The following is a 23,394-nucleotide window of genomic DNA, read 5'->3' on the forward strand; positions in this document are numbered from 1 at the left end:
CTTTTCTTTTATAACAATCATTCAAACTATAACGGTCCCTCCAAAATATGAAGGAGCTTATAACCTTTTAATATTTCTCTTCTACCTGTAATTCTTTACTATACTTTTGAATGAAAACTGATGAAATAACCATTACTATGCCCACACTAAAACTAATAAGTTGATCTAATAACATTTCATCATGAATAAACCAGCGAAGTAAAAATACGCTACCAAAAATAAACATCATAATAAATCCAGTATGTCTAAGTCCTTTATATACATTTTCCATATGTATCACCTCTTCACATACTTTTATCCATATTATACCATAATCTAAAAACGTGTATAACCAACATTCGGTATTGAAACCAATAATAAAAAGACTGCAGAGAACTCCATCTCCACAGCCTAATTATTATTTTTGCAAAAACGCCTGCAAATCTGCAAACTGTCTCTTTGCATCTTCATAGCCTTGCTCATATAGATTTTGTAGTTTTGCTGTATCTTTTTCCATACGATCTACTTGAAGCGGCACTTCTGGACGAATAACAAATAAATTCCCAGCTTGTTCTTCTTTTTCAATGTAGTGAAGTGTTTCATTATACACTTCATAACGATTCAGCATCGTGTTAACAAGGTTCGGATATTTTTTATAAGCTTTCGCTGCAACCCATCCAAACTTTGATTTTTTCTTCGCGTAACCATGATTTCTCGTTAAAATAACGACTGATTTTTTAAAACCATCTTCCTGTGCTTTACGAACTGGAATTGGATCCGAAATCCCGCCATCTAATAATTGCTTACCACGGTAATTTACTACAGGTGCAATGAAAGGCAATGAACTAGATGCTTGTAATAAATTTAGTGCATCATCATTCGTTCCTTCTTTTTCAAAATAAATAGACTGTCCTGTTTCACAATCTGTCGTTCCTACAAGGAAACGCTCTTGGCTATTAAAGTATGTTTCAAAATCAAACGGAACATGCTTTTCTGGAATCTCATGAAAAATGAACTCCATATCGAATAACTGGCGTTTTCTCCATAAATTTTTATACGATAAGTATTTTGGGTGTGATGCATAATCAATATTTACTGTTTTATTTCTATTTCTTTGTCTGGAAAGATACGACGCTGCATGACAAGCACCAGCTGATACACCGATTACATATGGAAAATATAAATCTTGTTCCATAAAGTATTCTAATATCCCGCCCGTGTACACACCACGCATACCGCCGCCTTCTAATACTAACCCCGTATTTTCAAGCATGTTACTCTCTCCTCTATATATATTGACTCTTTAATTATTCACCATGTTAAGTATCTTTTTCTATTATATATGAGTTCTTTCAGAAATTATATTCAAAAGACTTGAGAAAAAGGAGTTTTTTCTTCCAATTATATTTCCAAATGGTTGGAGACATCCTTTATAAATCTTTGAATAAAATCTTGCTCTTCTTTCGTATATCTATCTAAAAATAACAGCCACTTTTCTTCAGCTTGTTTATGTAATTTATCATGAGCTTTATATATTTCATTTCCGCTTTCCGTTAAACGGAAGAAGATTTCTTTTTGATTATCTAACATTTGCATCTTCTCAACGAATTTCTTTTGAAACAACTTTGTACAAATTTTAGAGATTGCACCCTTCGTCATTCCCATTTCTGTCGTAATAGCAGTTACATTCATCAAACCATTTTTCCCGATACACTCGATCACATGTAACTCAGATAAAGACATACCACTTATACCTGTCTCACGAAGAAATTTCTCATTTTGCCCTTTCAAATGTTCTTCTTTTTTATGCAAAAGTGTACGAATGTCCGAAAGTATTTCCATTTGTTTCGTTGCATAATCCAATCCGTTCGCCTCCTGAGTTTCTAAAGAAACAAATTAACTATATACCATTTTAAAATCATTTTTTCATATTTACAAGTGAGAAAATCATGTTAAAATAAATTTAGTTTCCAAGGAAACTAAATGACAAGGAGGTTAACATAATGAAAAAATCCAAAATACATTTCATTTTATATGTCGTCTGTATGAGTGCCTTACTCGGTTCCTTCGCTCAAAATATTTACACGCCTATCTTGCCCATGATTCAAGGTTCTTTTCACACTTCTCTTTATCTTGTAAATGTAACAGTTTCCCTTTTCACATTCGTTCTTGCGATTATGCAGCTCATATATGGACCTTTCATTGATACAAAAGGGAGAAAATCTGTCCTTATCCCTAGTTTGATCATTAGTACAATTGGTTCAATCGGATGTGCTTTTTCAGCGAACATATATGTATTTCTATTTTTCAGAGCTGTTCAAGCTATAGGAATAGCAGCTATACCTGTAGTAGCAGCAACGATTATCGGCGATTTATTTGAAGGAAAAGAACGAGGAGAAGCAATGAGCCTGTATCAAATGTTACTTGCTCTTGCACCTGCGATCGGCCCTCTCATTGGTGGTTATCTAGGCAGTATAAATGGCCACGTATCCGTATTTCTCTTTTTATCTATACTTGGCATTCTCTTATTAACGATAAATATTTCACTACTTCCAGAAACAAAACCAACTGTAAGTAAACAACCGCAAGCAAAAAAGAATTACTGGCGTATCTTAAAAAATAAAACTGGATTTTCTATTACTCTTATTAGCTTCATTCAATTTTGTATTTACTTTTGCTTCCTCGTTTTTTTACCGAGCATTTTAACAAATTCATTTCACTTAACTGCAAGTGAAATTGGTCTTATGTTTGTACCGATGTCTCTTTCTATTATGCTAGGAAGTTATTGCTACAAGTTTTTGCAAAAACGCCTCACAACAAAGCAAGCTTTATTCATTACAAGTTTCTTCAATATTATATGTGTCACTTTATTCTCTTTCACATATAACATCAATATCACGTTCATCATTATCGTTACATCTTTGTACGGTTTTAGTATGGGACTTTCTATGCCAACTCATACTACTTTATTAACAGAAGAATTTGTACAAGAACGCGCAACAGCTATCGGTATGTACAACTTCATCCGCTATCTTGGTATGGGTACAGGGCCACTTATAGGTGGATTTCTTTTATTTAACCAAAAATACTTTTGGATTTTCTTCCTAGGCGCAATTATGTTTTTACTTGTAATCTTATATGCAATGAAAATGCTACGCTTTCATGCTGTACAAAAAGTAAAATAGGGCCCCAAAAAGGTCAGCTCTATTTTACCCTCTTTGATCCGCAACAATATGAATATCAATAAATTTTGTTTGTCTCATAATTTCATTTACAATAGAGCCTTTTCGTATTTCTTCCCACCTTGTTCTTGCCGATTGTCCAAGTAAAATTTGCGTCACCTGTAATCTTTTTGCCACTTCAATAATAACATCTGCTGGCTTTCTTCCTTTTGCTTCTTCTAATACAAAGCTTGCATCAAATTGATTCGTTAGCAACTTCCACTCTTCAATCGTCTGCTTTTTTCCAGCTGAAATAGAATCTATATTTTCCCTCTCAACGTTTAATACGTACAATTCAGCATTTAACCGATCAGCCATGCGCCATCCCCGTCTTATTAATTTCTCCGCTGTTGAACTGTATTGTACACAAACGAGAATTTTTTCTTTTACGCCAATTGGTTCTATTACTGTTTGGCTAATTTTCTCGTCCATATCATCGGCAACTTCTCGAAGTGATAATTCCCTAAGTGCTCCTAAATTATTAAGTGTAAAGAAGTTTTGTAAGCTTTGCTGAATTTTTTCTTCTTTATATATCTTTCCGTCTATTAGTCTCTTCCTTAATACCTCAGGCGTTGCATCAACGAGCTGAATTTCATTTGCTTTTTGTAAAATAAAATCTGGAATTCGTTCTCTTACTTTTACATTCGTAATTTGAGCTACAATATCATGAACACTTTCTAAATGTTGAATATTAAAAGCTGATAATACCGATATACCAGCCTCTAACAATTCCTGCACATCCATATAACGTTTCTTATGTTTAGAACCAGGAACATTACTATGCGCAAGTTCATCCACAACAACGACTTGCGGTGCCCGTTTTATAATTCCTTCCACATCGAGTTCATAAAACACTTTCCCTTTATAATCTATTTCTTTTAAAGAAACTTGTTCTAAATCAGCAATTGCGTCTTCTGTCTCTTTTCTCCCGTGCGTTTCAATTAAACCAATTACAATATCCGTACCATCCTTTTTCATCTCTCTAGCATCATAGAGCATTTTATAACTTTTTCCTACGCCTGGAGCTGCTCCTACATATAGCTTTAACTTTCCGCGATTTTGCTGACGAATATATTCTAAATATTCCTCTGGCGTTCGCCTTTGAAACTTCGGTTCATAATCATCTGCATACAAAATAAACACTACCTTTCATTCGAAACAACGCTACCTCAATCCATTAGATTGAGGTAGCACTGTTACTATTTCATTAATTTCTGTAATGCCAAATTTAGCTTTAAGACGTTCACTCGATCTTCTCCAAATAAACCAAACGCAGCACCTTCTGTTTGATCTTTAATTAATTGATTAAGTTTTTCTTTCGGAATATTCGTTAATTTCGAGATGCGATCCACTTGCACCGAGGCCGCCTTTGGACTAATATCAGGATCAAGCCCTGAACCTGAATTTGTCACTAAATCTATCGGTACTTCTGTAACTGGAACAGCTGGATTTTTTTCCTTCCAGTCCTCAATACTTTTCTCTACTCGCTTTGCTAAATCTGGATTAGATGGTGCATAGTTATTTGAACCAGATGCTTCAGCCTTATATTCAATACTAGAAACACGCCCTTGAAAATAACGTGGATCCGTGAAGTTTTGACCAATTAATTTAGAACCAATCACTTCATTTTTATCATTATATATTAGACTTCCATCCGCATTATCCTTCATCACTGCTTGTGCAATACCAGTAACAATAAGTGGGTATACAAGTCCACACAACACTAGAAATGTAAAAGTAATACGGATAATTGGTGATAGTATACTTTGTTTCTTCTCCATCTTTTTCCCCTCTTCCTTATATAAACAAGCCGACAATCATATCAATTACCTTAATTCCAATGAACGGAACGATAACTCCGCCAAGCCCATAAATAAGTAAGTTTCGGCTAAGCAATGCATTAGAACTCATCGGTTTATATGCAATACCTTTCATCGCTAACGGAATGAGTAATGGAATAATAACAGCGTTAAATATTAATGCTGATAAAATCGCTGACAGTGGTGATGTTAATTTCATAATGTTCAATGCCTCCATTTGCGGAATCGCAAGTGTAAACATTGCTGGAATGATTGCAAAATATTTCGCTATATCATTCGCAATACTAAACGTCGTTAACGCACCTCGCGTCATTAACAATTGCTTACCGATTCCTACAACCTCAATAATTTTCGTCGGATTCGAGTCTAGATCAATCATGTTCGCCGCTTCTTTCGCTGCTGTCGTACCACTATTCATCGCTAATCCAACGTCCGCCTGTGCTAATGCCGGCGCATCATTTGTACCATCACCTGTCATCGCTACAAGTTTCCCTTTATCTTGCTCTGCTTTAATAACAGCAATCTTATCTTCTGGTTTACACTCGGCAACGAATTCATCTACTCCTGCTTCTTTTGCAATCGTTGCTGCTGTTAACGGATTATCACCTGTACACATAACCGTTTTAATCCCCATTTGGCGCAACTGTTCAAAACGATCACGCATACCCGGTTTTACTGTATCCTTTAAATAAATTAAGCCATAAATACGATTATCTACTGCAACTACAAGTGGTGTTCCGCCCTCTTTTGAAATTAAGTCTGCTTTTTGATTTACATCTTTCGGAATTGTTCCGCCTTGTGACTCAACCCATTCAATAACGGCACCTACAGCACCTTTTCTCACTTTCGTTCCGTCTTGTAAATCAACACCACTCATTCTCGTTTCTGCTTTAAACGGAACAAACTCACCTTGTTCTGCAAGTTCTCTATTATATGATATAGATTTTCCCTGCACATACTCGATAACAGATCGGCCTTCTGGTGTTTCATCTAAAACAGAACTAATAGCAGCCCACTTTCCAACTTGCTCAATCGTTTCATTTCCTACAGGTAATAATGTATGAGCCATTCGGTTCCCAAAAGTAATCGTACCTGTTTTATCTAAAATAATTGTATTAATATCGCCCGCAGCTTCTACTGCTTTCCCTGACATCGCTAACACGTTAAATTTTGTTACCCGGTCCATCCCAGCAATACCAATTGCCGATAATAGCCCACCAATTGTCGTTGGAATTAAACAAACTAATAATGCAACTAGCACAGCAGTATCAATTTGAAAACCTAAATAATTTGTAAAAATCGGCAACGTCACAACGACGATCAAGAAAATAAGAGTTAAGCTCGTTAATACTGTATTTAAAGCAATCTCATTCGGCGTTTTTTGACGAGCAGCTCCTTCTACTAAAGAAATCATTTTGTCGATAAATGATTCACCAGGATTACTCGTAATGACAATTGTAATTTCATCACTTACGACCATCGTTCCACCTGTTACGGAACAAAAATCACCGCCTGCTTCTTTTATAACAGGAGCTGATTCCCCTGTAATTGCAGATTCATCTACAGATGCTAACCCTTTGATTACTTCACCATCACTTGGAATCATTTCTCCTTGTTTTACGATAACAACGTCACCTTTTGTAAGATCAGTTGCTGAAACTTGGACAATGTCTCCATTTTCTTTTACAACATTTGCAAACACATCTTTCTTCGACTGCTTTAAAGAATCGGCTTGCGCTTTACCACGACCTTCTGCTAATGCTTCTGCAAAATTCGCAAATAAAACTGTAAATAATAGAATGAGAGAAACTGTTATATTAAACCAACCTGGTATACTACTAGAACTACTTGGAAGAAAAGATAAAATGAACGTAATGATAAATCCAATTTCCACAACGAACATAATCGGATTCTTTATCATGACTTTCGGATTCAATTTCGCAATGGATTGCTTCATCGCATGTGTTACGATATCACGATCCATCGTTTTCGCTTGTCTAACTTCATCTTCTACAGCATGTATTTGTGACTCATTTAATTGTTTTTCTTTTACTACTACCGGTCTCATCATTTACCCTCCATTACTTCAATGTAAGAAATTCTGCAATTGGTCCGAGTACTAACATCGGGAAGAATGTTAATGCACCAACAATTACAATTGTTCCGATAAAGATACCACCAAATAAACTATTATCTGTACGGAACGTTCCGACTGTTTCTGGCACTACCGTTTTTTCTTTCAACGAAGCTGCCACAGCTAGCATCGTAATTAAACTGAAGTAACGTCCTAAAAACATAACTAAACCAGTCGTAATATTCCAAAACGGTGTATTATCTCCTAATCCTTCAAATCCAGATCCGTTATTCGCAGCTGACGATGTATATTCATATACAACTTGCGTTAAACCGTGGAAACCGGAATGAGAAATAGCATCCGTCCCTAAATTTGTTGAAAGAGCTAATGCCGAAAAGCCTAAAATGAGCAATGGATGAAATAAAATCGTGACCGCAATTAATTTCATTTCCTTACCTTCAATCTTTTTACCTAAAAACTCTGGTGTCCGTCCAACCATTAACCCAGATATAAACACTGCAATAATTGCATACATAATAATATTTACAAAACCTGCTCCAACGCCGCCATATACTGTGTTTAACATCATATTTACAAGTGGAACTAAACCGCCAATTGGTGTTAACGTATCATGCATCGTATTAACGGCGCCTGTTTCAGCAGCTGTCGTTACCGTTGCGTATAGTGAAGAAAATACTGTTCCAAATCGTACTTCTTTCCCTTCTGTACTTCCTTGTACATGTTCGATACCCATTCCATTTAATGCCGGATTCCCGTTTAGTTCAGATGTCGTAATTGTTATAAATCCTAGTAAAAACACCATAAAAAGTGAAACGAAAAGGATGCGACCTTGTTTTTTATTTCCTACCATTCGTCCGTACGTAAATGGAAGTGCTGTTGGTAATAACATCATAAGCATCATTTGCAAAATATTACTCATTTGTCCTGGATTTTCAAAAGGATGCGTAGAGTTTGCTCCGAAAAATCCACCACCGTTATTTCCAAGTTCCTTAATGGAAACGAATGATGCAACAGGTCCACGTAATATACTTTGTTTTGCCCCATCAATCGTTTGTGCTGTAACCGCTCCATCTAACGTTTGCGGTACGCCAAGTGCGACAAAAACTAGTGCCGCAATAAATGCGATAGGAAGAAACACTCTCGTTAACGCTCTCGTAAAATCAACGAAAAAGTTACCAAGTTCTTTTCCAGCAAGTCCTCTTATAAAAGCCATAACGAGCGCCAATGTCGTTGCTGGTGCCGCAAACATTAAAAATGTAATCCCGATTAATTGTGATAAATAGGATAAACCATTTTCACCGCTATAATGCTGTAAGTTTGTATCAGCCATAAAACTAATCGCTGTATTAAAAGCGAGCGTAGGCTCCATCCCTTCAATATGCGCTGGATTTAGCGGCAACACACCTTGTAATCTGAAAATGAAATATACAATAACAATCATAAATCCGTTGAGTAAAACTAATGATAATGCGTACTGTTTCCACGTTTGATTGTATTCTTTTACACCCGTAATTTTAAAAATAAGTTTTTCAAAAGGCCCGAATACTTTATCTAGCATTTTGCTACCTTGAAAAGCTTTTTCTAAATAAATCCCCATTGGCTTTGCTACTAAAATAAACAAGAGCATTGTAATAATGACTGCAACCCAAATCATAATGAATGATTCCCCCTAATTAAAACTTCTCTGGATTTAATAATGCATACACTAAATACACTGTAATTGCTGCGACAATAACCGATAAGACAATCATCATGATTGCTTTCCTTCTTTCACAACTTTATCTGACCAACTTGCAAGACTTGCCATTGATGCAACTAATAAAATAAAAATCCCGACCATTACAACATCTAACATAGCTATCCCTCGCTTTGTTTTTTGTTAAAATTTACCATTTGAATATTAAAAAAGAACACTGAGCTCTACTCAGTGTTCAAAAAATGAACAACAAAAAGTAAACCTCCTCTCTAAACGCTTACGAGGTTAGCTGTCGGATTCGGGCCTAAAGAGTAGCCCTACTTTCAAAACTGAAAGATTCACCCCAAGTGACGATGCACAAAATTGGTTCCCCCGCTCCATTTCTGGAACTCAGCGATTTTAGGTTTTTTTGGAAATTTTATGAATGATTTATGAGAGTAAATATACTCCTCTATATTTCACTTGTAAAGGGTTAAATTACTGAAAATAATAATATTTACATCCATTTAAACGCTTATATCGAAGATTATTACTATTATTTCATCTATTTTCTTTATTTCTCTTCTCTTTTCTTAAAAATGACCTTTTAAATATGAAATAAAAAGAGCGAATGAGATGAAGTGCATAGCTTGTTGCACTCAGCATTCGCTCTTTTTATTCAACCTTTATTCTCCTCGTAAAAATGCACGTAAATTTCTCCCACGAATATAAACTTGTGTCAATTCTGCATGTAGCTGCTCATACTCGGTAATATCCACCTCTAAATACAAAGCATCTTTTGATGGTAATATAATATACGGCCCTGGAAAAAGGGGATCGATCTTAACCAATTCTTGAACTCGCTCTACCGATACTGCCCAACGATTTGCTATATCTCCAAGTAATAGTACCTTCATCATTTCTTCCCCCGCCCTATTCAAAAAATAAAAAAGAAATATTATCACAATTTGTAAACACGACAAACTTAGCTCCAATTGTTTCATAGAGCCTCGCTGGATATCGTTTATTCCTTGTAACAACAGTAATAGGTGCTTGAAAAGAAAAGCGAATGTGTTCTGTGAAAAAACTAACGATTGGAAGCTCATCCCCTAGTAAAATCACCTTCTTAATACACTCAAAAATACTAGTAAAGTCCTGCTCCTTACTGCAGCTATAAGTCCAATCAAACCCACAATTCCTAACTTCAGCCGCTATCTCTTCATTTGCTGTAAAAATAATTAACTCATGTTGAAATGATACTAGATCTCTTAAACTATCTACCTTACTTTCTTCTCCAACACAAATAAGTGTTAGTTCCATGTACCTCATCCTCCTTAGTATAAAAGAAATCAAACATAAATTGATATTCCCCTATACTAATCAGATCGATGAAGTGATGTATCCATCATGGCACCGTCCTCTCTCAAGACGCTTACGAAGTTAGCTGTCGGATTCGGACTTTGAGAGTAGCCCTACTTTCAAACTTGAAAGATTCACCCCGAGTGACACTGCACAAATTGGTTCCTCCGCTCCATTTTTGGAATTCAGCGATTTTAGGATTTTTTGAAAATTTTCAAAAATGATTTATGAAAGTAAATATACGCCTCTATATTTCACTTGTAAATAGGTAAATTATCTAGAATAAGAAAACATCTCATTATTTAAACGCTTATAATATGTATTTTTAATACCCTTTCATCTGTTTTCTTATCATTTCTTTTTTCACAGAAATGATATTTTACATACAAAAAAGCAAATGTATATAAGCACCTATCTTAGGTGTCCTTAACATTTACTCTCTCTTTCTTTCAAAATTTATCCCGCGAATGCAACTTACAAAAATTCTGCACGTAAGGTAATATCCGCCTCTAAATATATCGTATTTTATTATAACGATATAATATATAACTTCAAGAATATTATATACTCACAATCTAAACTACACTTGCAAAAAAACTCAAAAATATTCTTCCTTTAATTTTTTTGCAAGTGTAGCAAGAGAATTACAATAGGTAAACAAACTGATTTTATTTATTTTCTTAATCCTACGATAGCCGTTAGCCTATAATGTAACTTATCATCCAATTCATTAACCCATGTTTTTTATTTAACAATTTTCATCTCATTCAAAGGCCAATAAACAACATTTGTTTTTCCAATAATATTATTTGCCGGTATAAAACCAATATCGCGACTATCTTTACTACCACGGCGATTGTCTCCTAATACAAAATAATGCCCCTCTGGAACTATAGGACTAAGAGTTGATGGCAATGTTTTTATATTAAAGTCATCAGTAAGTAACTCCTCCCTTTCCAAATCTTTCTTTTGACTCTCCAAATAAGCCTCACTATATTTTTTACCATTTATATATAGCTGGTCATTTTTATATTCAATATAATCCCCTGGAAGGCCTATAATACGCTTTATATAATTCGTTCCATCTTTATGCTTGAATACAGAAATATCAAATCGTTCTAGACCATTTAATTTGTATCCAATTTTATTCGCTACCATTCTATCTCCGTCCTGAAGAGTTGACATCATTGAGCTTCCCTCAACTACTACAGGAGTAAACATAAAGTGGCGTAGCAAGAGAATCAATATAACTATTATTAAGGGTAGAATCCAACTTCCTTGTATTCTTTTTTTAGATTCATATGGCTCATTTTTCCTCATTATCTACCATCCCTTCCACCTTTGAAAAACCTATAAAAAATTTTCAAGTCAATATTTTTTAGTAAACCTTTCCATCTACTATATTTATTATTCCATCACACTGTTTCGCAACCCTATCATCATGGGTTACAATTAAAATAGTTTTTTTCTGTTCTTGATGTATACTTTTAAAAATGTCTAAAACTTGCTGACCTGTTCTTTGATCCAATGCTCCAGTTGGTTCATCAGCTAGAATAATATCTGGATTGTTAATCAATGCTCGGGCAATTGCCACACGTTGCCGTTGTCCACCTGATAAATTATATGCATATTCAGATGCCTTTTCCTTCATACCAAGCCTTTCAAGTATTGATAGCACTCTTTCTTTTTTATTAGTTTTGTCCTTACTATATAGAATTGGAATTTCAACATTTTTCATAACAGTGTAGTCCTCAATAAGTGCAAAATCTTGTACAACAAAACCAAAGTGCTCATTTCGTATAGTAGCTAATTTCCTTCGATTTAAAGATTGCAATTCTTGATTATACAACTTATAAGTACCCATACTCGGGATATCTAAGCAACCAAGTATATTCAACAATGTAGATTTCCCTGAACCTGATGGACCCATAATCGCTAACATACTACTTTTTTCTATTTTCAAGTCAATATTTTGAAGAACTTTCACTTCATTGGCCTTCGATTTATTATAAACTTTTGAAATATTATTCAGCTCAATCATTTATTCTTTTCTCCTTAATATGTCACTTATCTGTAAACTAAAAAGTTTAATAAAGCTAGGAATACATGTTATTAAACAAAGAAATAAAATCGCTCCTGAAACCCCTAATACTATGAAAGGTTGATTGGATACTAGCACAGAAATAATAGAAGCAAGGATCCAAACAATAAATATTTGTAAGAAAATCCTTAATGCAATATCCGATCTGTTTCCACCACAAAAAATATGAATACTAAATTCTCTTAAATTTTTTCTAACAAATTCTAATGTATTAATAATAACTAATGAAAAGGCAAAAATAATTACCCATATTGATATAAACAAAAATACACCTACAGATTTTTTGGTAGACATCTCCATATACTTTGAGACGCCACCTACATTATTGAAGTTATAATTATATAGTCGTGATTTTTCTGTAATATTTCTAAGTTCTGTTATATCATTTTTATTCTTTGTTATAATTGTTGCATTTTCAAGATAGGTTTCATATGCATAATTTCCATTCACATACATATTATCAAATTTTGTAACATCCATTGGTATTAATACCGTGTCATCCAGCTCTATAACACCTTTGCCGGATGATATATCAACGAAACTTTGTCCTTCTTGTAAAAAACCAACCACCTTATACTTTAAATTATCTATATTAACAAACTCATCATTGATATTCATAAACTTTTGATAAGAATGCCCCAGTACAACTGGTATACTCTCGTTACTTGTATACTCCCAATCGGAATCAAAAAATTCTCCCTTTGATAAAGCTAAATCAAAAACATCTATAAAACTATGTGAAATAGCTAAACTTTTATAGGCTTGAACCTTAGTTTGTCCTTGCTCTATTTCAACGGAAAGAGAATTTTGTGGAATACCCTTTATTTCTATATAATCTTCAATATCAGAAAAAATTGTATACTTCTCATTTTCATTGACATATGTATATAAATCTTTCATAATACTTTCTTCATATTCGCCACCTACATACTTTTCTTTTTCTGCAAGTGATACATAATAAACATTAGAAATATCAAATGTCTTAGATAAATAGTTAAACGCATCTTGCTTTTTATACATTAAAGAGAAACATTCCGTAATTAACAATGTGATAATCATAATCTGAGTAAAAAACAAAATAAAATAAAGCTTTTTCCTCCAAATATCTTCAAGAGCATATTTTAATTGAGTTGACATCTTCCTACCTCATTATCTTGATTAATTGTTTCCTTTGATTGATAAACAACATCGGGAACGTGTAAAATATATCCATAAGAAAGAATAGTATGATACCTACAACGATTGATTCCAAACGAAATACAGTATTATACGGTAATAGGTTTAAAACATCAGTAATCAGAAATGTTATCGAGCTTCCAATTATGATCCCTATTACTCGAATAACTAGCATATTAGTATAAACTCTTAATAATAAACTTGTTTCTCCCGCACCTGATAATCGCCTAACAAACATCTCACGCTTATATTTTTCTACCCATGAAAGCACGATAGTAAATCCTGATACAAATAGCATCGCACTAGTTCCAAGAAATATAAAAAGCGCATATTTTTGGTTTAATAGATTATTTATCCATGTTTGCTTAACCTTTTCATAAGAGATTGTAATTGTATTATCTGTTTCTTGTATAGTAGTTAATAAATCCTGTATAAGGGACTCACTATTTCCTCCTGCATCCAAGAAATACTCTCCCTTTATTGATTCTTTTGGGGTTGCTTCTAACGACGACTCAAGATTCGCTACTACATTAGTAAAAGTATCAATATAGCCAATTACTTCATACTCCCTACCATCAAAGTAAAAGTACTTTTTACCATTTTTAACAACTTGATCATCTTTGTTCCAAACATTAATATAAGCTTTTCCCTTCTCCACGCTATACATAAAAGTATTTTCATTTGAAAAGCTTAATCGACTAGCTTCTTGCGGTATATTCTTATAAAATGTAAAATTGGCACGTTGTTTATTTAACCATGATAGTAAGTCTTGGTTTGTAAAATTTGTTTCTACTTCATTTTGGTTAATAGAAATCCGATACGTATTTTTATTAATATTATTTGACATCTGTTCTTCTACAGATAAAATCATCGAAATTCCGCCAGCAATAGTCCCAAATACAATGAATGTAAAAAAAAGAGGTAACCATGATTTTTTTATTATTTTAGACATTATACTCATTATCCTTCACGTCTTTATCATGTTTAATAATAAAGTTATTCTTTATAAATGAAACTATTTCTAACAGTAATGTACATACTGTTAGAAATAGTTTTGTAAAAGACTAAACTAGTATCTCCAACTATAGTTTGTATAAGCCGTGTTGAATGGATTATTGACTTTTGATAATTTCTTTGTCCATCCTCCTCTCTTGGCATAATTGTTAGCTGACTCATTAAAACTGCCTTCTTTTAAAGTTACTTTAACACCCGTCACTACTTTATTTTTGTTTGTACCATAAGCACCAGTACCTTTGTGACCAACTTCGTTAAACCCTTGAATGTAAACAGTGGCACCAGAACCCATAGAAATATGCTGTAGTCCCATTGCTTGTGCTGAAACAGCACCAGTACCTATAATCCCTAACGTCGCCGCACCAACAATAAATGTCTTCATTTTTTTCATTTTCATGATAAACCCCCATTCAATAATTTTATCATTACGTTTTATTAGTATTATATATAGATTAGTAGTTGTAAATTATACTTCACCAATAATCCCAGAGAAAATACTAGTCAAATATAATCATTTGTTCTAAATAATCTAAATTAATAATAAAATTCGCAACAACTTAATAATAAATTAACATCTTTTAAAAGTAAAGGAATAAATTACATTTTTTACTATTATTTTAAAAAGCATCCTTTTTTTACCTATATTAGTTTTTTTAGATTATCGAACAAGGCAGGCAGTTGATATGAAATATATAAAATAGTTTCCGAGGGGGAACTGTGGAGTAATTATCAGATAGTAATATGAAGGAGTACGTACAAATTATTAGTGTTTATAAAAGACTTTTCAATCTTATAAATGTAGCAGTGAAAATATTCGTCTCATCTATTTGCTTCGTTCAAGAATAATCTATGTTCTATGAATTCAGCCTTGCTTAAAACAATATATTCTCTCACTATTTTTTTATTAAACTGTTATATTTTACTGCTATTTCTATTTTCTCCTCGAAAAAAACAAGCCCTCCATCCTCTTAGAAAATATAAGGGATAGAGGATTTAATTGTCTTCAAAATTCATTTCTTTATGCTTTTGTTATACTCAACTTATATGCAAAATGATTCGTCGGCCCATGGCCACTACCAATATTCAACGGCTCTTTAATTGCTATACTAATAAATCGTTTTGCTTCTTGAACAGCATCTTCAATTGAGTATCCTTTCGCAAGTCCTGCTGTAACCGCTGAAGCAAATGTACACCCACTTCCATGCGTTTGCTTTGAAGGAATTCGCTCGCTTCTAAACTCAATAAATTTTTCTCCATCAAAGAGGAAATCAATTACTTCATTACCTTGATATTCTGCATGTCCGCCCTTCATAAGCACATATTTAGCACCTAATTCGTGCAATACTTTTGCAGCTTCCTTACTATCTTCAACATTATGAATCTCCATCCCAGTTAACACTTCTGCTTCTGGGACATTCGGTGTTATAACAGTTGCTACTGGTAATAAATATTCTTTTAATGCTTGCACTGCTTCTTGCTGTAATAATGATGCACCGCCTTTTGCAATCATAACGGGATCTAGCACAATATTATTCCAGCCAAACTTTTTAATTTGTTCTGCAACAATTTGAATTATTTCACTACTAAATAACATTCCTAGTTTCACTGCATCTGGTGTTAAATCCGTACCAATTGAATTCAGCTGTTCTGTAATACCTTCTAACGGAACAGGATATACCCCTTGAACGCCAAGCGTGTTTTGAGCAGTAATTGCCGTAATAGCCGTCATTCCGTATACACCAAGCTCTTGGAATGTTTTTAAATCTGCTTGAATTCCAGCACCGCCGCCGCTATCAGACCCTGCAATTGTTAAAGCTTTATTCACTTTCATCCCACTCATCCTTTTCTATCCAAAATAGCGATGATAAATCGTTTTTGCTTCGCTTATATCTTTCGTTCCATGTACGAGTACACGACCATCTTTAAAAGCAACTAATCTCTTTTCTTCCACAGAAAATGATAATAAATATGGATTTACATTTAAATCATTTACACGATCATCCAGCAGCTTTTTGTACCTCTCAAAATCCATTTCCTCTTTATGAGGTGGTCTAATTTGAACTGTATTTCTCCCGCATAAAACTGCTGTTTTCGATGTGTTTTCTTTATTTAAATACGGGTATATCGCATTCTCTCCGCACGAAGGACAATTGTGTTTACGAAGCTTTTGCACATTCATACATGAATATTCATTCTTCCATACATCAAATGACACAAGTCCATCTCGCAGTGATTCGTAATCTTCTACTAACAGTTTAAGAGCTTCTGTTACTTGATGAGAAACGACGAGAGATACAGCAGGTGATATAATACCCGCTGTATCACATGTTGCCCCGCCAAGCGGAATCGACTGTAATAAACATGATAAACATGGTGTTTTACTAGGAAGGATTGTGTAAGAAAGACCGTAACTACCTACACATGCACCGTAAATCCATGGAATAGAATATTTTTGTGCTATATCATTCACAATAAAGCGTGTTTCAAAATTATCAGTCGCATCAATAATTACATCAACATTTGTAACAAGTTCTTCTAGCTCTTCAGCTGTTACATCTTGAACGAGAGCTTCTATTGTTACATCACTATTGATCTCTTCTAAACGTTTTTTAGCCGCTATAGCTTTTGGAAGATTATTCTTTACGTCGCTCTCTGCATACAATTGTTGTCTTTGTAAATTACTCCAATCTACATAATCACGGTCAACAATTGTTATCTTGCCAACACCTGCTCTTACAAACATCTCTGCATTTGCACTACCTAATGCACCTGCACCGATAATAAGCACATGCTTTTCTCTTATCTTTTGCTGTCCTTCTTCTCCAATTGGAGAAAATAGTTCTTGGCGAGAATATCGATTATTCAACTACGCTCATTCCTTCTAAAGGACTACTTGCAGTTGCACAACGCTTACGTGCAATACGACCTGCTTCAAAGCCTAAACGTCCTGCCTCAATACTTAATTTCATTGCTTGTGCCATTTTAATAGGATCTTTTGCTCCTGACACAGCCGTATTTAATAACACACCATCCGCTCCTAATTCCATTGCAAATGCCGCATCAGCTGGACTACCAATACCGGCATCAACGATAACTGGTACTGTCGCTTGTTCAATAATGAAGCTCAAATTTAATGGATTTACAATACCAAGCCCTGAACCGATTGGTGATGCTCCTGGCATAATCGCATGCACGCCAAGCTCTTGTAATTTACGTGCTAATACAACATCATCAGATGTATACGGAAGTACGATAAATCCTTCTTCTAGTAACATTTCAGATGCCTTTAACGTTTCTACCGGATCAGGTAATAACGTTCTATCATCACCAATAACTTCTACCTTTATCATGTCACAAAGCCCAGAGGCTTTTGCTAATTTTGCAATACGAACAGCCTCTTCAGCGTTTTTTGCCCCTGCTGTATTTGGTAATAACGTATATTTTTTCACATCAAGTTTCTCTAATAAATTAGGTTGCTTTGCATCAAAGATATCCATACGACGTACTGCAAACGTTAAAATTTCAGCTTCAGAAACGTCAATTGCCTTTTGCTGCACGTCAAAATCAGGGAATTTACCTGTTCCTAATAAAAGTCTAGAATGAAATGAAAATGGTCCAATGTTTAACATAATCAACCGCCTCCTACGAAAGTTACAATCTCAATTTGGTCTCCATCAAAAACAGATGTATCTGTATGATCATCTTTTTGTAAAATATCTTTATTACGCTCTACTACAACAATTCTGTTATCTAGCTCTAAATGTATAAGTAGCTCGGCTACTGTTTTTACACTCTCTGGCACTTCAATTTGATTACCATTAATTTTCAAATTCAAACTTCCATCCCCTTTCTAAACCGTTTTAGAAAGCAATGAATCTAGCAAATAATTCTCTTGCTTTCCTTCTATTAAATCAGCCATATATTGGCCAGAAACAGGACTTAATAAAATACCGTTTCGATAATGGCCCGTGCAAGCATATAAACCTTTTATTTCTTCATGCTCTCCCATATAAGGAGCTTCATGATTCGATTGTGGTCGTAATCCTGCCCACGTGCTTTCCCATTCTGCTTCTTTTAAAGCTGGCAATATTGTATAAGCACGCTCTAATATAGAAGTTATACTTTCTGGCTGCACAGTTTTATTGAACGTATGTGGCTTCATTGTTGCCCCAATTACGTAACGTCCACCGCGCTTTGGAGTAATGTAAAATCTTTCTTGAAAAATAGGTGCTTTTAAAAGTTGTTTTCTACTTTTTACCGCAACCACTTCTCCTTTAACTGGATATGTACCCCAATCACGGTGAAAATAACTGAGTAACTGCGTACTCCATGAACCTCCTGCAATAACGACTTTCTCACATGTGACAATACCTTCACTTGTAATAACTCCAGTCACTTTATTATTTTCAATACGGATATCAAATACTTCTGTTTGCTCATATATATCCGCACCGGAAATTGTCGCAGAATGTGCAAATGCTTTCGTAAGCTCTGGTGCAATAACATGACCGTCTTTCGGATAATATACTGCTCCTATAATAGATTCGGATAGATATGGCTCTTTTTCCCGCACATGGTCTCCCGTTAGAAAATAAGAATCTTCACCTGTTTTCTGCTGCCAATCCATAATGTGAAGAATTCTTTCCTTCTCATCTGCATTTTGAGCAATACGATAAATTCCTTTTTCTTCATATCCAATATCAATACCCGTCTTTTCACGTAAAACTGCTGCAAGTTGTGGAAATATAGCTCGGCTTTCTCTAGCAAGTTCAAATAGCGGATCATACGCATCCCATTCTGCTTGAACACCAAGTAAACCAGCAGCTGCTTTCGAAGCTTCCGATGCAATTCTTTGCTTTTCTACAATCGCTACTTTATGTCCTCTTTCTGCTAGAAAATGTGCAACTGAACTACCAATTACACCACCACCAATAATCGCTACATCATACTTCTCACACATGTTTTTCCGCCCACTTTCTTATTGATTCCTTATAAGACTTCGCTTTGCTATACGGGTTACTACTACTTAAAATTCCAGACATAACAGCAATTCCACTTACTTCACTTGCCAGAATATCCTTTGTATTCTCAGGAGTAATCCCTCCAATAGCTATAATTGGTATCGATAAGCTCCTTGCAATGTCCGAAATTTCTTCAAGCCCTCTCGCTGGCACACCTTTTTTACAATCTGTCGGAAATACATGGCCATAAACGAGTGAATCCGCTCCATTTTTAAATGCTACTATCGCTTCATCTAGCGAATGCACAGAATAACCGACATGCAAATAAGAAAACTTTTCTTTCACTGACTTTACATCTGTGCTTCGATATCCTAGTTGAACACGAGGAATATTTAATAAAATTGCAATATCAATTCGATCGTTTATGACAATTTTAGAAGCCGGAAAGCCCTCCATTAACAGAATTTCCACACCTTCATATAATTCCTTTGTACTCTTCTCACGCTCACGAATATGCAAATAATCAATCTCACTCTCAATTTGCATCGCTACATTCACTAACTCTTCGAATGGCATATGGCCATTTGAGATTACGTGGAGCTCATTTTTCATATTCATTCGCCTACTTTAAAATATTTTCGAATAGTTCATCGGCTGGGACGGTTTCTTTTGTCATTCCTTTGTCCTTCAGCCACTTATTTTGTTTCTCCCAAGACTCTTTTGAATCTGATAAGAATGGCTCATCTTTCGTTTCCATCTTCTCTAATAAAATTTTCATACTTTCCTTTTCAACTTCTGGCACAAGTGGGAAGTTTTCTTTTTCTTGATGATTTAATAAAATATTTAATGCTTCATCTGGATTTTTCTTCATGAAATCATAGCCTTTTTTCGTACCACGTAAGAAGGCTTGCAACGCTTCTTTATCTTTTTTCAACGTTTTATCACCTGTTACAAATACAAGCTCATGATAATTCGGTACACCATAATCTGCTGGATTAAAGTACGCTGGTTCATGACCTTCATGACGCATAACAGGTACTTCATGGTTAATGTATGCCCCTGTTACCGCATCCACTTTTTTCGTAATTAATGCTGGTACTAAATCAAAGCCAACATCGACTACTTTCACTGTATCTGGATTACCACCAGCTTCTTTTACCATCGTTTTTAAATACATCTCACTTAAAGGTGTTCCAGAATATCCCACTGTTTTCCCCTCTAAATCTTTTGGCGATTGAATGCCTGCTGACTTCAGTGATACAACATGATTTAATGGGGAACGTACGACAGCTCCAATTGATTTCACTGGAATTTGTTCGTTTGCTTTTGCCATAACAACATCTGGTTGATAATATAGGCCAACCGTTACTTTTCCTGCAGCTGCTAAAGTTAATGGGTCAGTCGGATTGGAAGGGAATTTAATATTCACCTTTACACCTTCTTCTTTAAAGTAGCCTTTTTCAATTGCTGCATAAATAAAGCTATGTACCGCATTTGGGTACCAATCAAGCATGACCGTTATTTCTTTTTCTTTTTTACTCTTATCTGATGCTGAATTACTAGAACATCCAGCAATCATTGCAACTAATAATGTAAACACAAAGATGCGTTTTAATAATTTCATGAATGCTTCCTCCAACTAATGAATTTCTTTTCTAATATCGAAATAAGTATGACGAAGAAAATAGCTAATAACGATAACAATACAATGGGTGCAAATACACCTGCTCCGTCTAACTGCGTCATCATTCTTTTACTGAAATATCCTAGCCCAGCTTGTGCACCGAGCCATTCACCAATTGCTGCCCCAATTACACTAAGCGGAACTGCGATTTTTAAAGCTGAGAAAAAATAAGGAAGAGCAGACGGCAATTTTAATTTAAGAAAAACATCTTTTTTCGTTGCCCCGTATGTAACTAAAAGCTCTTCCCATTCTTTTTTCGTACTGCGTAGTCCATCATACGTATTGACCGCAATCGGGAAAAACGTAATTAAAACCGTAACAACGACTTTACTCCAAATCGTATATCCAAACCATAAAACGAAGAGCGGAGCAAGCGCTGTAATAGGAATCGTTTGTGAAGCGACTAATAATGGATAAAATGCTCTCTCCATCCATGTACTCGCATTCATTAACATCGCTAGCCCTACCCCAAGTACGATAGAAATTGCCACACCTATTAAAACGACATATAATGTTGCCGGCAAATGAACCGTAAATAATATATCTTTTAGTTTCCATATCTTCATTACAATTGCAGACGGTGACGGTAAAATGTACATTTCATCTACAATTATTGCTCCTACTTCCCAAAGGGCAAGTAAGATACTAGAAAGTGTAAGAGCAGGTAATAGCTCCTTCAACCGGTTCATCATACGAGTACCTGCCTTTGTAACATACTAAGAAGCTCATCTTTCAGCGCCAATACTTCCGGTTTATATAAATCTTTTCGTGTTCTGTTATGATCAAGCGGCACTATCCGCTCAGTCAAAGTAGTTATCGGCTGCTGCTCCACTACTAAAATTCGATTAGAAAGAAACAATGCTTCTTCCACATCATGAGTAATAAATAAAATTGTTTTTTCCCACTCTTTCCATTGTTCAAACAACCATTCTTGCAAAGATGCCTTCGTTAAAGCATCCAACGCGCTAAACGGCTCATCTAATAACAATATCTCCCCGCCTGTTAATAAAGTTCGAATAAAAGATACACGTTGTCTCATACCCCCAGATAAATCTTTCGGATATTTTGTCTCATACCCTTGTAAACCAAATTTATGCAATAGTTCCTTTGCCTTTACTTGTGCTTCTTTCTTCGGCACGCCTTGGCATTCTAATGGCAAAGCAGCATTCTCAATAATCGTTCTCCACGGCAAGAGCATATCTTTTTGAGGCATATACCCTACAGGATGGCTCTTTGTTTCTATCAGCTCTATCTGACCAGTACTTACTTCTTCTAAACCTGTAATAAGGCGAAATAAAGTACTTTTCCCACATCCACTCGGTCCGATAATACTTACAAACTCTTTATCTTGTATAGAAGCATTTAATTCATTGATGATTGGTTTCTCATCATAATGAAAACAAACATTATGAAATTGTAGTATGTTCTTGCTCCTCAAATCCCCACATCTCCTTACGATAGGACATATCCCAGAATAAATATTCAAATCGACTGGAATATAGGAAAATCTCCTCTAATCGGTCAAGCTCTTTTTCAGACTTTCCAACTGCCATTTCATTTAATAAATCTATTAACCAAATACAGAGGTTGCCGTATTCTTCAGAACTATATCCTTGAATCCACTCACCAAAGAATTCATGATCCCTTGCTCCCGGAATATCATTTAAACGCTTTCCAATCTCCCAATAGCTCCACATACACGGAAGAAGTGCTGCTATTAATTCTGCAAGTGTGCCATTTTGAGATACAGACATCATGTAATTTGTATAAGCTAAATTTTTAGCAGATGGCTTTGCAGACTCTATCTCCTCTATAGAAATTCCAAGTCTTTTTGCATACTGTTTATGGATTGTCATTTCTCCATTTAATATTCCATCAATTTGTTCAGCAAATTTCCCCATAACTTGTGGATTCGTTGCCTTTACAACACCGATAGCATATAACTTTGCATAATCTAACAAGTATAAATAATCTTGAATAATGTAATACTGAAACTTATCTTTTTCTAACGTACCATCCCCCATACCTACTACAAATGGATGATTATGACTCATCTCCCAAACTGGTTGTACAGTTTCTAATAATCTATCGCAAAATTTCATTTCTCTATCCCCTTCCAGTATGTGTATATAAATAAAAAACCACTTCTCTATATAAGAAGTGGTTACAGCCAATAAAATTATAATTTATTCGTTGTTCCACTTCCCTTCGCTAGTATTACCTAGATCAGGTGTTATAAGGGTTAAGGATTATTCCTCTCTCAGCACAACAAGCACCCCTAGTGGTTTCAATATGAAATTTTCAAATAA

At 34.9% G+C, this 23,394-nt stretch carries 27 protein-coding genes and 3 riboswitches; of the genes, 1 reads left to right on the forward strand and 26 read right to left on the reverse strand.

What is annotated here, in order from left to right:
* Positions 1–67 precede the first annotated feature (67 nt).
* The 3 genes from MR143_RS27165 to MR143_RS27175 all read right to left on the reverse strand — a co-directional run bounded on the left by MR143_RS27165 (position 68) and on the right by MR143_RS27175 (position 1,842).
* The gene (locus tag MR143_RS27165; RefSeq protein WP_000432808.1) at positions 68–271 is read right to left on the reverse strand and encodes a hypothetical protein; all 204 of its coding nucleotides are present in this window, start codon (positions 269–271) and stop codon (positions 68–70) included.
* A 126-nt stretch (positions 272–397) separates the two neighbouring features.
* On the reverse strand, positions 398–1,252 hold the full coding sequence (locus tag MR143_RS27170; protein ID WP_000892694.1) for a patatin-like phospholipase family protein: 855 nt from the start codon (positions 1,250–1,252) through the stop codon (positions 398–400).
* A 128-nt stretch (positions 1,253–1,380) separates the two neighbouring features.
* Positions 1,381–1,842 (reverse strand): MarR family transcriptional regulator, encoded by a 462-nt coding sequence (locus MR143_RS27175; RefSeq protein ID WP_000384217.1) that lies wholly within the window; start codon positions 1,840–1,842, stop codon positions 1,381–1,383.
* 140 nt (positions 1,843–1,982) lie between these two features.
* On the opposite strand from MR143_RS27175, the gene MR143_RS27180 reads away from it, so the two are divergent.
* Positions 1,983–3,164: an MFS transporter gene (locus MR143_RS27180; protein WP_000748584.1), complete on the forward strand. Its 1,182-nt coding sequence runs from the start codon at positions 1,983–1,985 to the stop codon at positions 3,162–3,164.
* A 24-nt stretch (positions 3,165–3,188) separates the two neighbouring features.
* Here MR143_RS27180 and kdpDN read toward each other — a convergent pair whose 3' ends face one another.
* The 23 genes from kdpDN to tenA all read right to left on the reverse strand — a co-directional run bounded on the left by kdpDN (position 3,189) and on the right by tenA (position 23,187).
* Entirely contained in the window at positions 3,189–4,343 is a 1,155-nt protein-coding gene (gene kdpDN, locus MR143_RS27185) for a KdpD-like non-kinase potassium sensor (protein ID WP_003300067.1), read from the reverse strand.
* 56 nt (positions 4,344–4,399) lie between these two features.
* The gene (kdpC, locus tag MR143_RS27190) at positions 4,400–4,981 is read right to left on the reverse strand and encodes a K(+)-transporting ATPase subunit C (RefSeq protein WP_000412598.1); all 582 of its coding nucleotides are present in this window, start codon (positions 4,979–4,981) and stop codon (positions 4,400–4,402) included.
* 16 nt (positions 4,982–4,997) lie between these two features.
* On the reverse strand, positions 4,998–7,088 hold the full coding sequence (gene kdpB, locus MR143_RS27195) for a potassium-transporting ATPase subunit KdpB (RefSeq protein WP_001247995.1): 2,091 nt from the start codon (positions 7,086–7,088) through the stop codon (positions 4,998–5,000).
* Between the two features lie 13 nt (positions 7,089–7,101).
* The gene (gene kdpA, locus MR143_RS27200; protein ID WP_000638318.1) at positions 7,102–8,769 is read right to left on the reverse strand and encodes a potassium-transporting ATPase subunit KdpA; all 1,668 of its coding nucleotides are present in this window, start codon (positions 8,767–8,769) and stop codon (positions 7,102–7,104) included.
* 19 nt (positions 8,770–8,788) lie between these two features.
* Complete coding sequence (kdpF, locus tag MR143_RS27205; protein WP_000973728.1) at positions 8,789–8,869, reverse strand: K(+)-transporting ATPase subunit F; 81 nt, start codon at positions 8,867–8,869, stop codon at positions 8,789–8,791.
* Positions 8,866–8,970, reverse strand: a complete 105-nt coding sequence (locus MR143_RS27210) for a SipW-dependent-type signal peptide-containing protein (RefSeq protein WP_000887894.1) — start codon at positions 8,968–8,970, stop codon at positions 8,866–8,868. Before MR143_RS27210 ends, kdpF begins: the two co-directional genes overlap by 4 nt.
* Positions 8,971–9,071: 101 nt before the next feature.
* A riboswitch (cyclic di-AMP (ydaO/yuaA leader) is annotated at positions 9,072–9,217 on the reverse strand.
* 259 nt (positions 9,218–9,476) lie between these two features.
* Positions 9,477–9,710, reverse strand: coding sequence for a hypothetical protein (locus tag MR143_RS27215; protein WP_002163849.1), 234 nt, complete (start codon positions 9,708–9,710; stop codon positions 9,477–9,479).
* A 13-nt stretch (positions 9,711–9,723) separates the two neighbouring features.
* Positions 9,724–10,110: a hypothetical protein gene (locus MR143_RS27220; RefSeq protein ID WP_000424070.1), complete on the reverse strand. Its 387-nt coding sequence runs from the start codon at positions 10,108–10,110 to the stop codon at positions 9,724–9,726.
* A gap of 93 nt (positions 10,111–10,203) precedes the next feature.
* A riboswitch (cyclic di-AMP (ydaO/yuaA leader) is annotated at positions 10,204–10,350 on the reverse strand.
* A gap of 543 nt (positions 10,351–10,893) precedes the next feature.
* Positions 10,894–11,469, reverse strand: coding sequence for a signal peptidase I (gene lepB / locus MR143_RS27225; RefSeq protein ID WP_001230620.1), 576 nt, complete (start codon positions 11,467–11,469; stop codon positions 10,894–10,896).
* Positions 11,470–11,527: 58 nt separating this feature from the next.
* Positions 11,528–12,190, reverse strand: a complete 663-nt coding sequence (locus MR143_RS27230) for an ABC transporter ATP-binding protein (protein WP_000571593.1) — start codon at positions 12,188–12,190, stop codon at positions 11,528–11,530.
* Positions 12,191–13,387 carry an ABC transporter permease gene (locus MR143_RS27235; protein ID WP_000107177.1) on the reverse strand — a complete coding sequence of 399 codons (1,197 nt, stop codon included), beginning with the start codon at positions 13,385–13,387 and terminating at the stop codon, positions 12,191–12,193. It abuts the gene before it with no gap.
* Between the two features lie 4 nt (positions 13,388–13,391).
* Positions 13,392–14,378 (reverse strand): hypothetical protein, encoded by a 987-nt coding sequence (locus MR143_RS27240; RefSeq protein ID WP_000034766.1) that lies wholly within the window; start codon positions 14,376–14,378, stop codon positions 13,392–13,394.
* 117 nt (positions 14,379–14,495) lie between these two features.
* The gene (locus MR143_RS27245; protein WP_000782480.1) at positions 14,496–14,837 is read right to left on the reverse strand and encodes a hypothetical protein; all 342 of its coding nucleotides are present in this window, start codon (positions 14,835–14,837) and stop codon (positions 14,496–14,498) included.
* A gap of 621 nt (positions 14,838–15,458) precedes the next feature.
* Complete coding sequence (thiD, locus tag MR143_RS27250) at positions 15,459–16,280, reverse strand: bifunctional hydroxymethylpyrimidine kinase/phosphomethylpyrimidine kinase (RefSeq protein ID WP_157407039.1); 822 nt, start codon at positions 16,278–16,280, stop codon at positions 15,459–15,461.
* A gap of 6 nt (positions 16,281–16,286) precedes the next feature.
* Positions 16,287–17,306, reverse strand: coding sequence for a thiazole biosynthesis adenylyltransferase ThiF (thiF, locus tag MR143_RS27255; protein WP_001065425.1), 1,020 nt, complete (start codon positions 17,304–17,306; stop codon positions 16,287–16,289).
* Positions 17,299–18,069 carry a thiazole synthase gene (gene thiG / locus MR143_RS27260; protein ID WP_000931981.1) on the reverse strand — a complete coding sequence of 257 codons (771 nt, stop codon included), beginning with the start codon at positions 18,067–18,069 and terminating at the stop codon, positions 17,299–17,301. Before thiG ends, thiF begins: the two co-directional genes overlap by 8 nt.
* A 2-nt stretch (positions 18,070–18,071) precedes the next feature.
* Positions 18,072–18,275 (reverse strand): sulfur carrier protein ThiS, encoded by a 204-nt coding sequence (thiS, locus tag MR143_RS27265; protein ID WP_001049504.1) that lies wholly within the window; start codon positions 18,273–18,275, stop codon positions 18,072–18,074.
* A 15-nt stretch (positions 18,276–18,290) separates the two neighbouring features.
* A complete protein-coding gene (gene thiO / locus MR143_RS27270) occupies positions 18,291–19,400 on the reverse strand; it encodes a glycine oxidase ThiO (RefSeq protein ID WP_000333301.1) in 1,110 nt (369 codons plus the stop codon).
* A complete protein-coding gene (gene tenI / locus MR143_RS27275) occupies positions 19,393–20,013 on the reverse strand; it encodes a thiazole tautomerase TenI (RefSeq protein WP_000787159.1) in 621 nt (206 codons plus the stop codon). Before tenI ends, thiO begins: the two co-directional genes overlap by 8 nt.
* A gap of 10 nt (positions 20,014–20,023) precedes the next feature.
* Entirely contained in the window at positions 20,024–21,025 is a 1,002-nt protein-coding gene (locus tag MR143_RS27280) for an ABC transporter substrate-binding protein (protein WP_000771336.1), read from the reverse strand.
* Positions 21,022–21,774: an ABC transporter permease gene (locus MR143_RS27285; protein ID WP_002163847.1), complete on the reverse strand. Its 753-nt coding sequence runs from the start codon at positions 21,772–21,774 to the stop codon at positions 21,022–21,024. Before MR143_RS27285 ends, MR143_RS27280 begins: the two co-directional genes overlap by 4 nt.
* Positions 21,774–22,523, reverse strand: coding sequence for an ABC transporter ATP-binding protein (locus tag MR143_RS27290; protein WP_001256780.1), 750 nt, complete (start codon positions 22,521–22,523; stop codon positions 21,774–21,776). The genes MR143_RS27285 and MR143_RS27290 overlap by 1 nt, the downstream gene beginning before the upstream one ends.
* Complete coding sequence (gene tenA / locus MR143_RS27295; protein WP_000666825.1) at positions 22,492–23,187, reverse strand: thiaminase II; 696 nt, start codon at positions 23,185–23,187, stop codon at positions 22,492–22,494. Before tenA ends, MR143_RS27290 begins: the two co-directional genes overlap by 32 nt.
* Positions 23,188–23,271: 84 nt before the next feature.
* Positions 23,272–23,375, reverse strand: a riboswitch (TPP riboswitch).
* Positions 23,376–23,394: the final 19 nt, after the last annotated feature.

Origin of the sequence: Bacillus cereus group sp. BfR-BA-01347 (assembly GCF_022663835.1) — a bacterium.
In the GTDB taxonomy this organism is placed as follows: domain Bacteria; phylum Bacillota; class Bacilli; order Bacillales; family Bacillaceae_G; genus Bacillus_A; species Bacillus_A thuringiensis_K.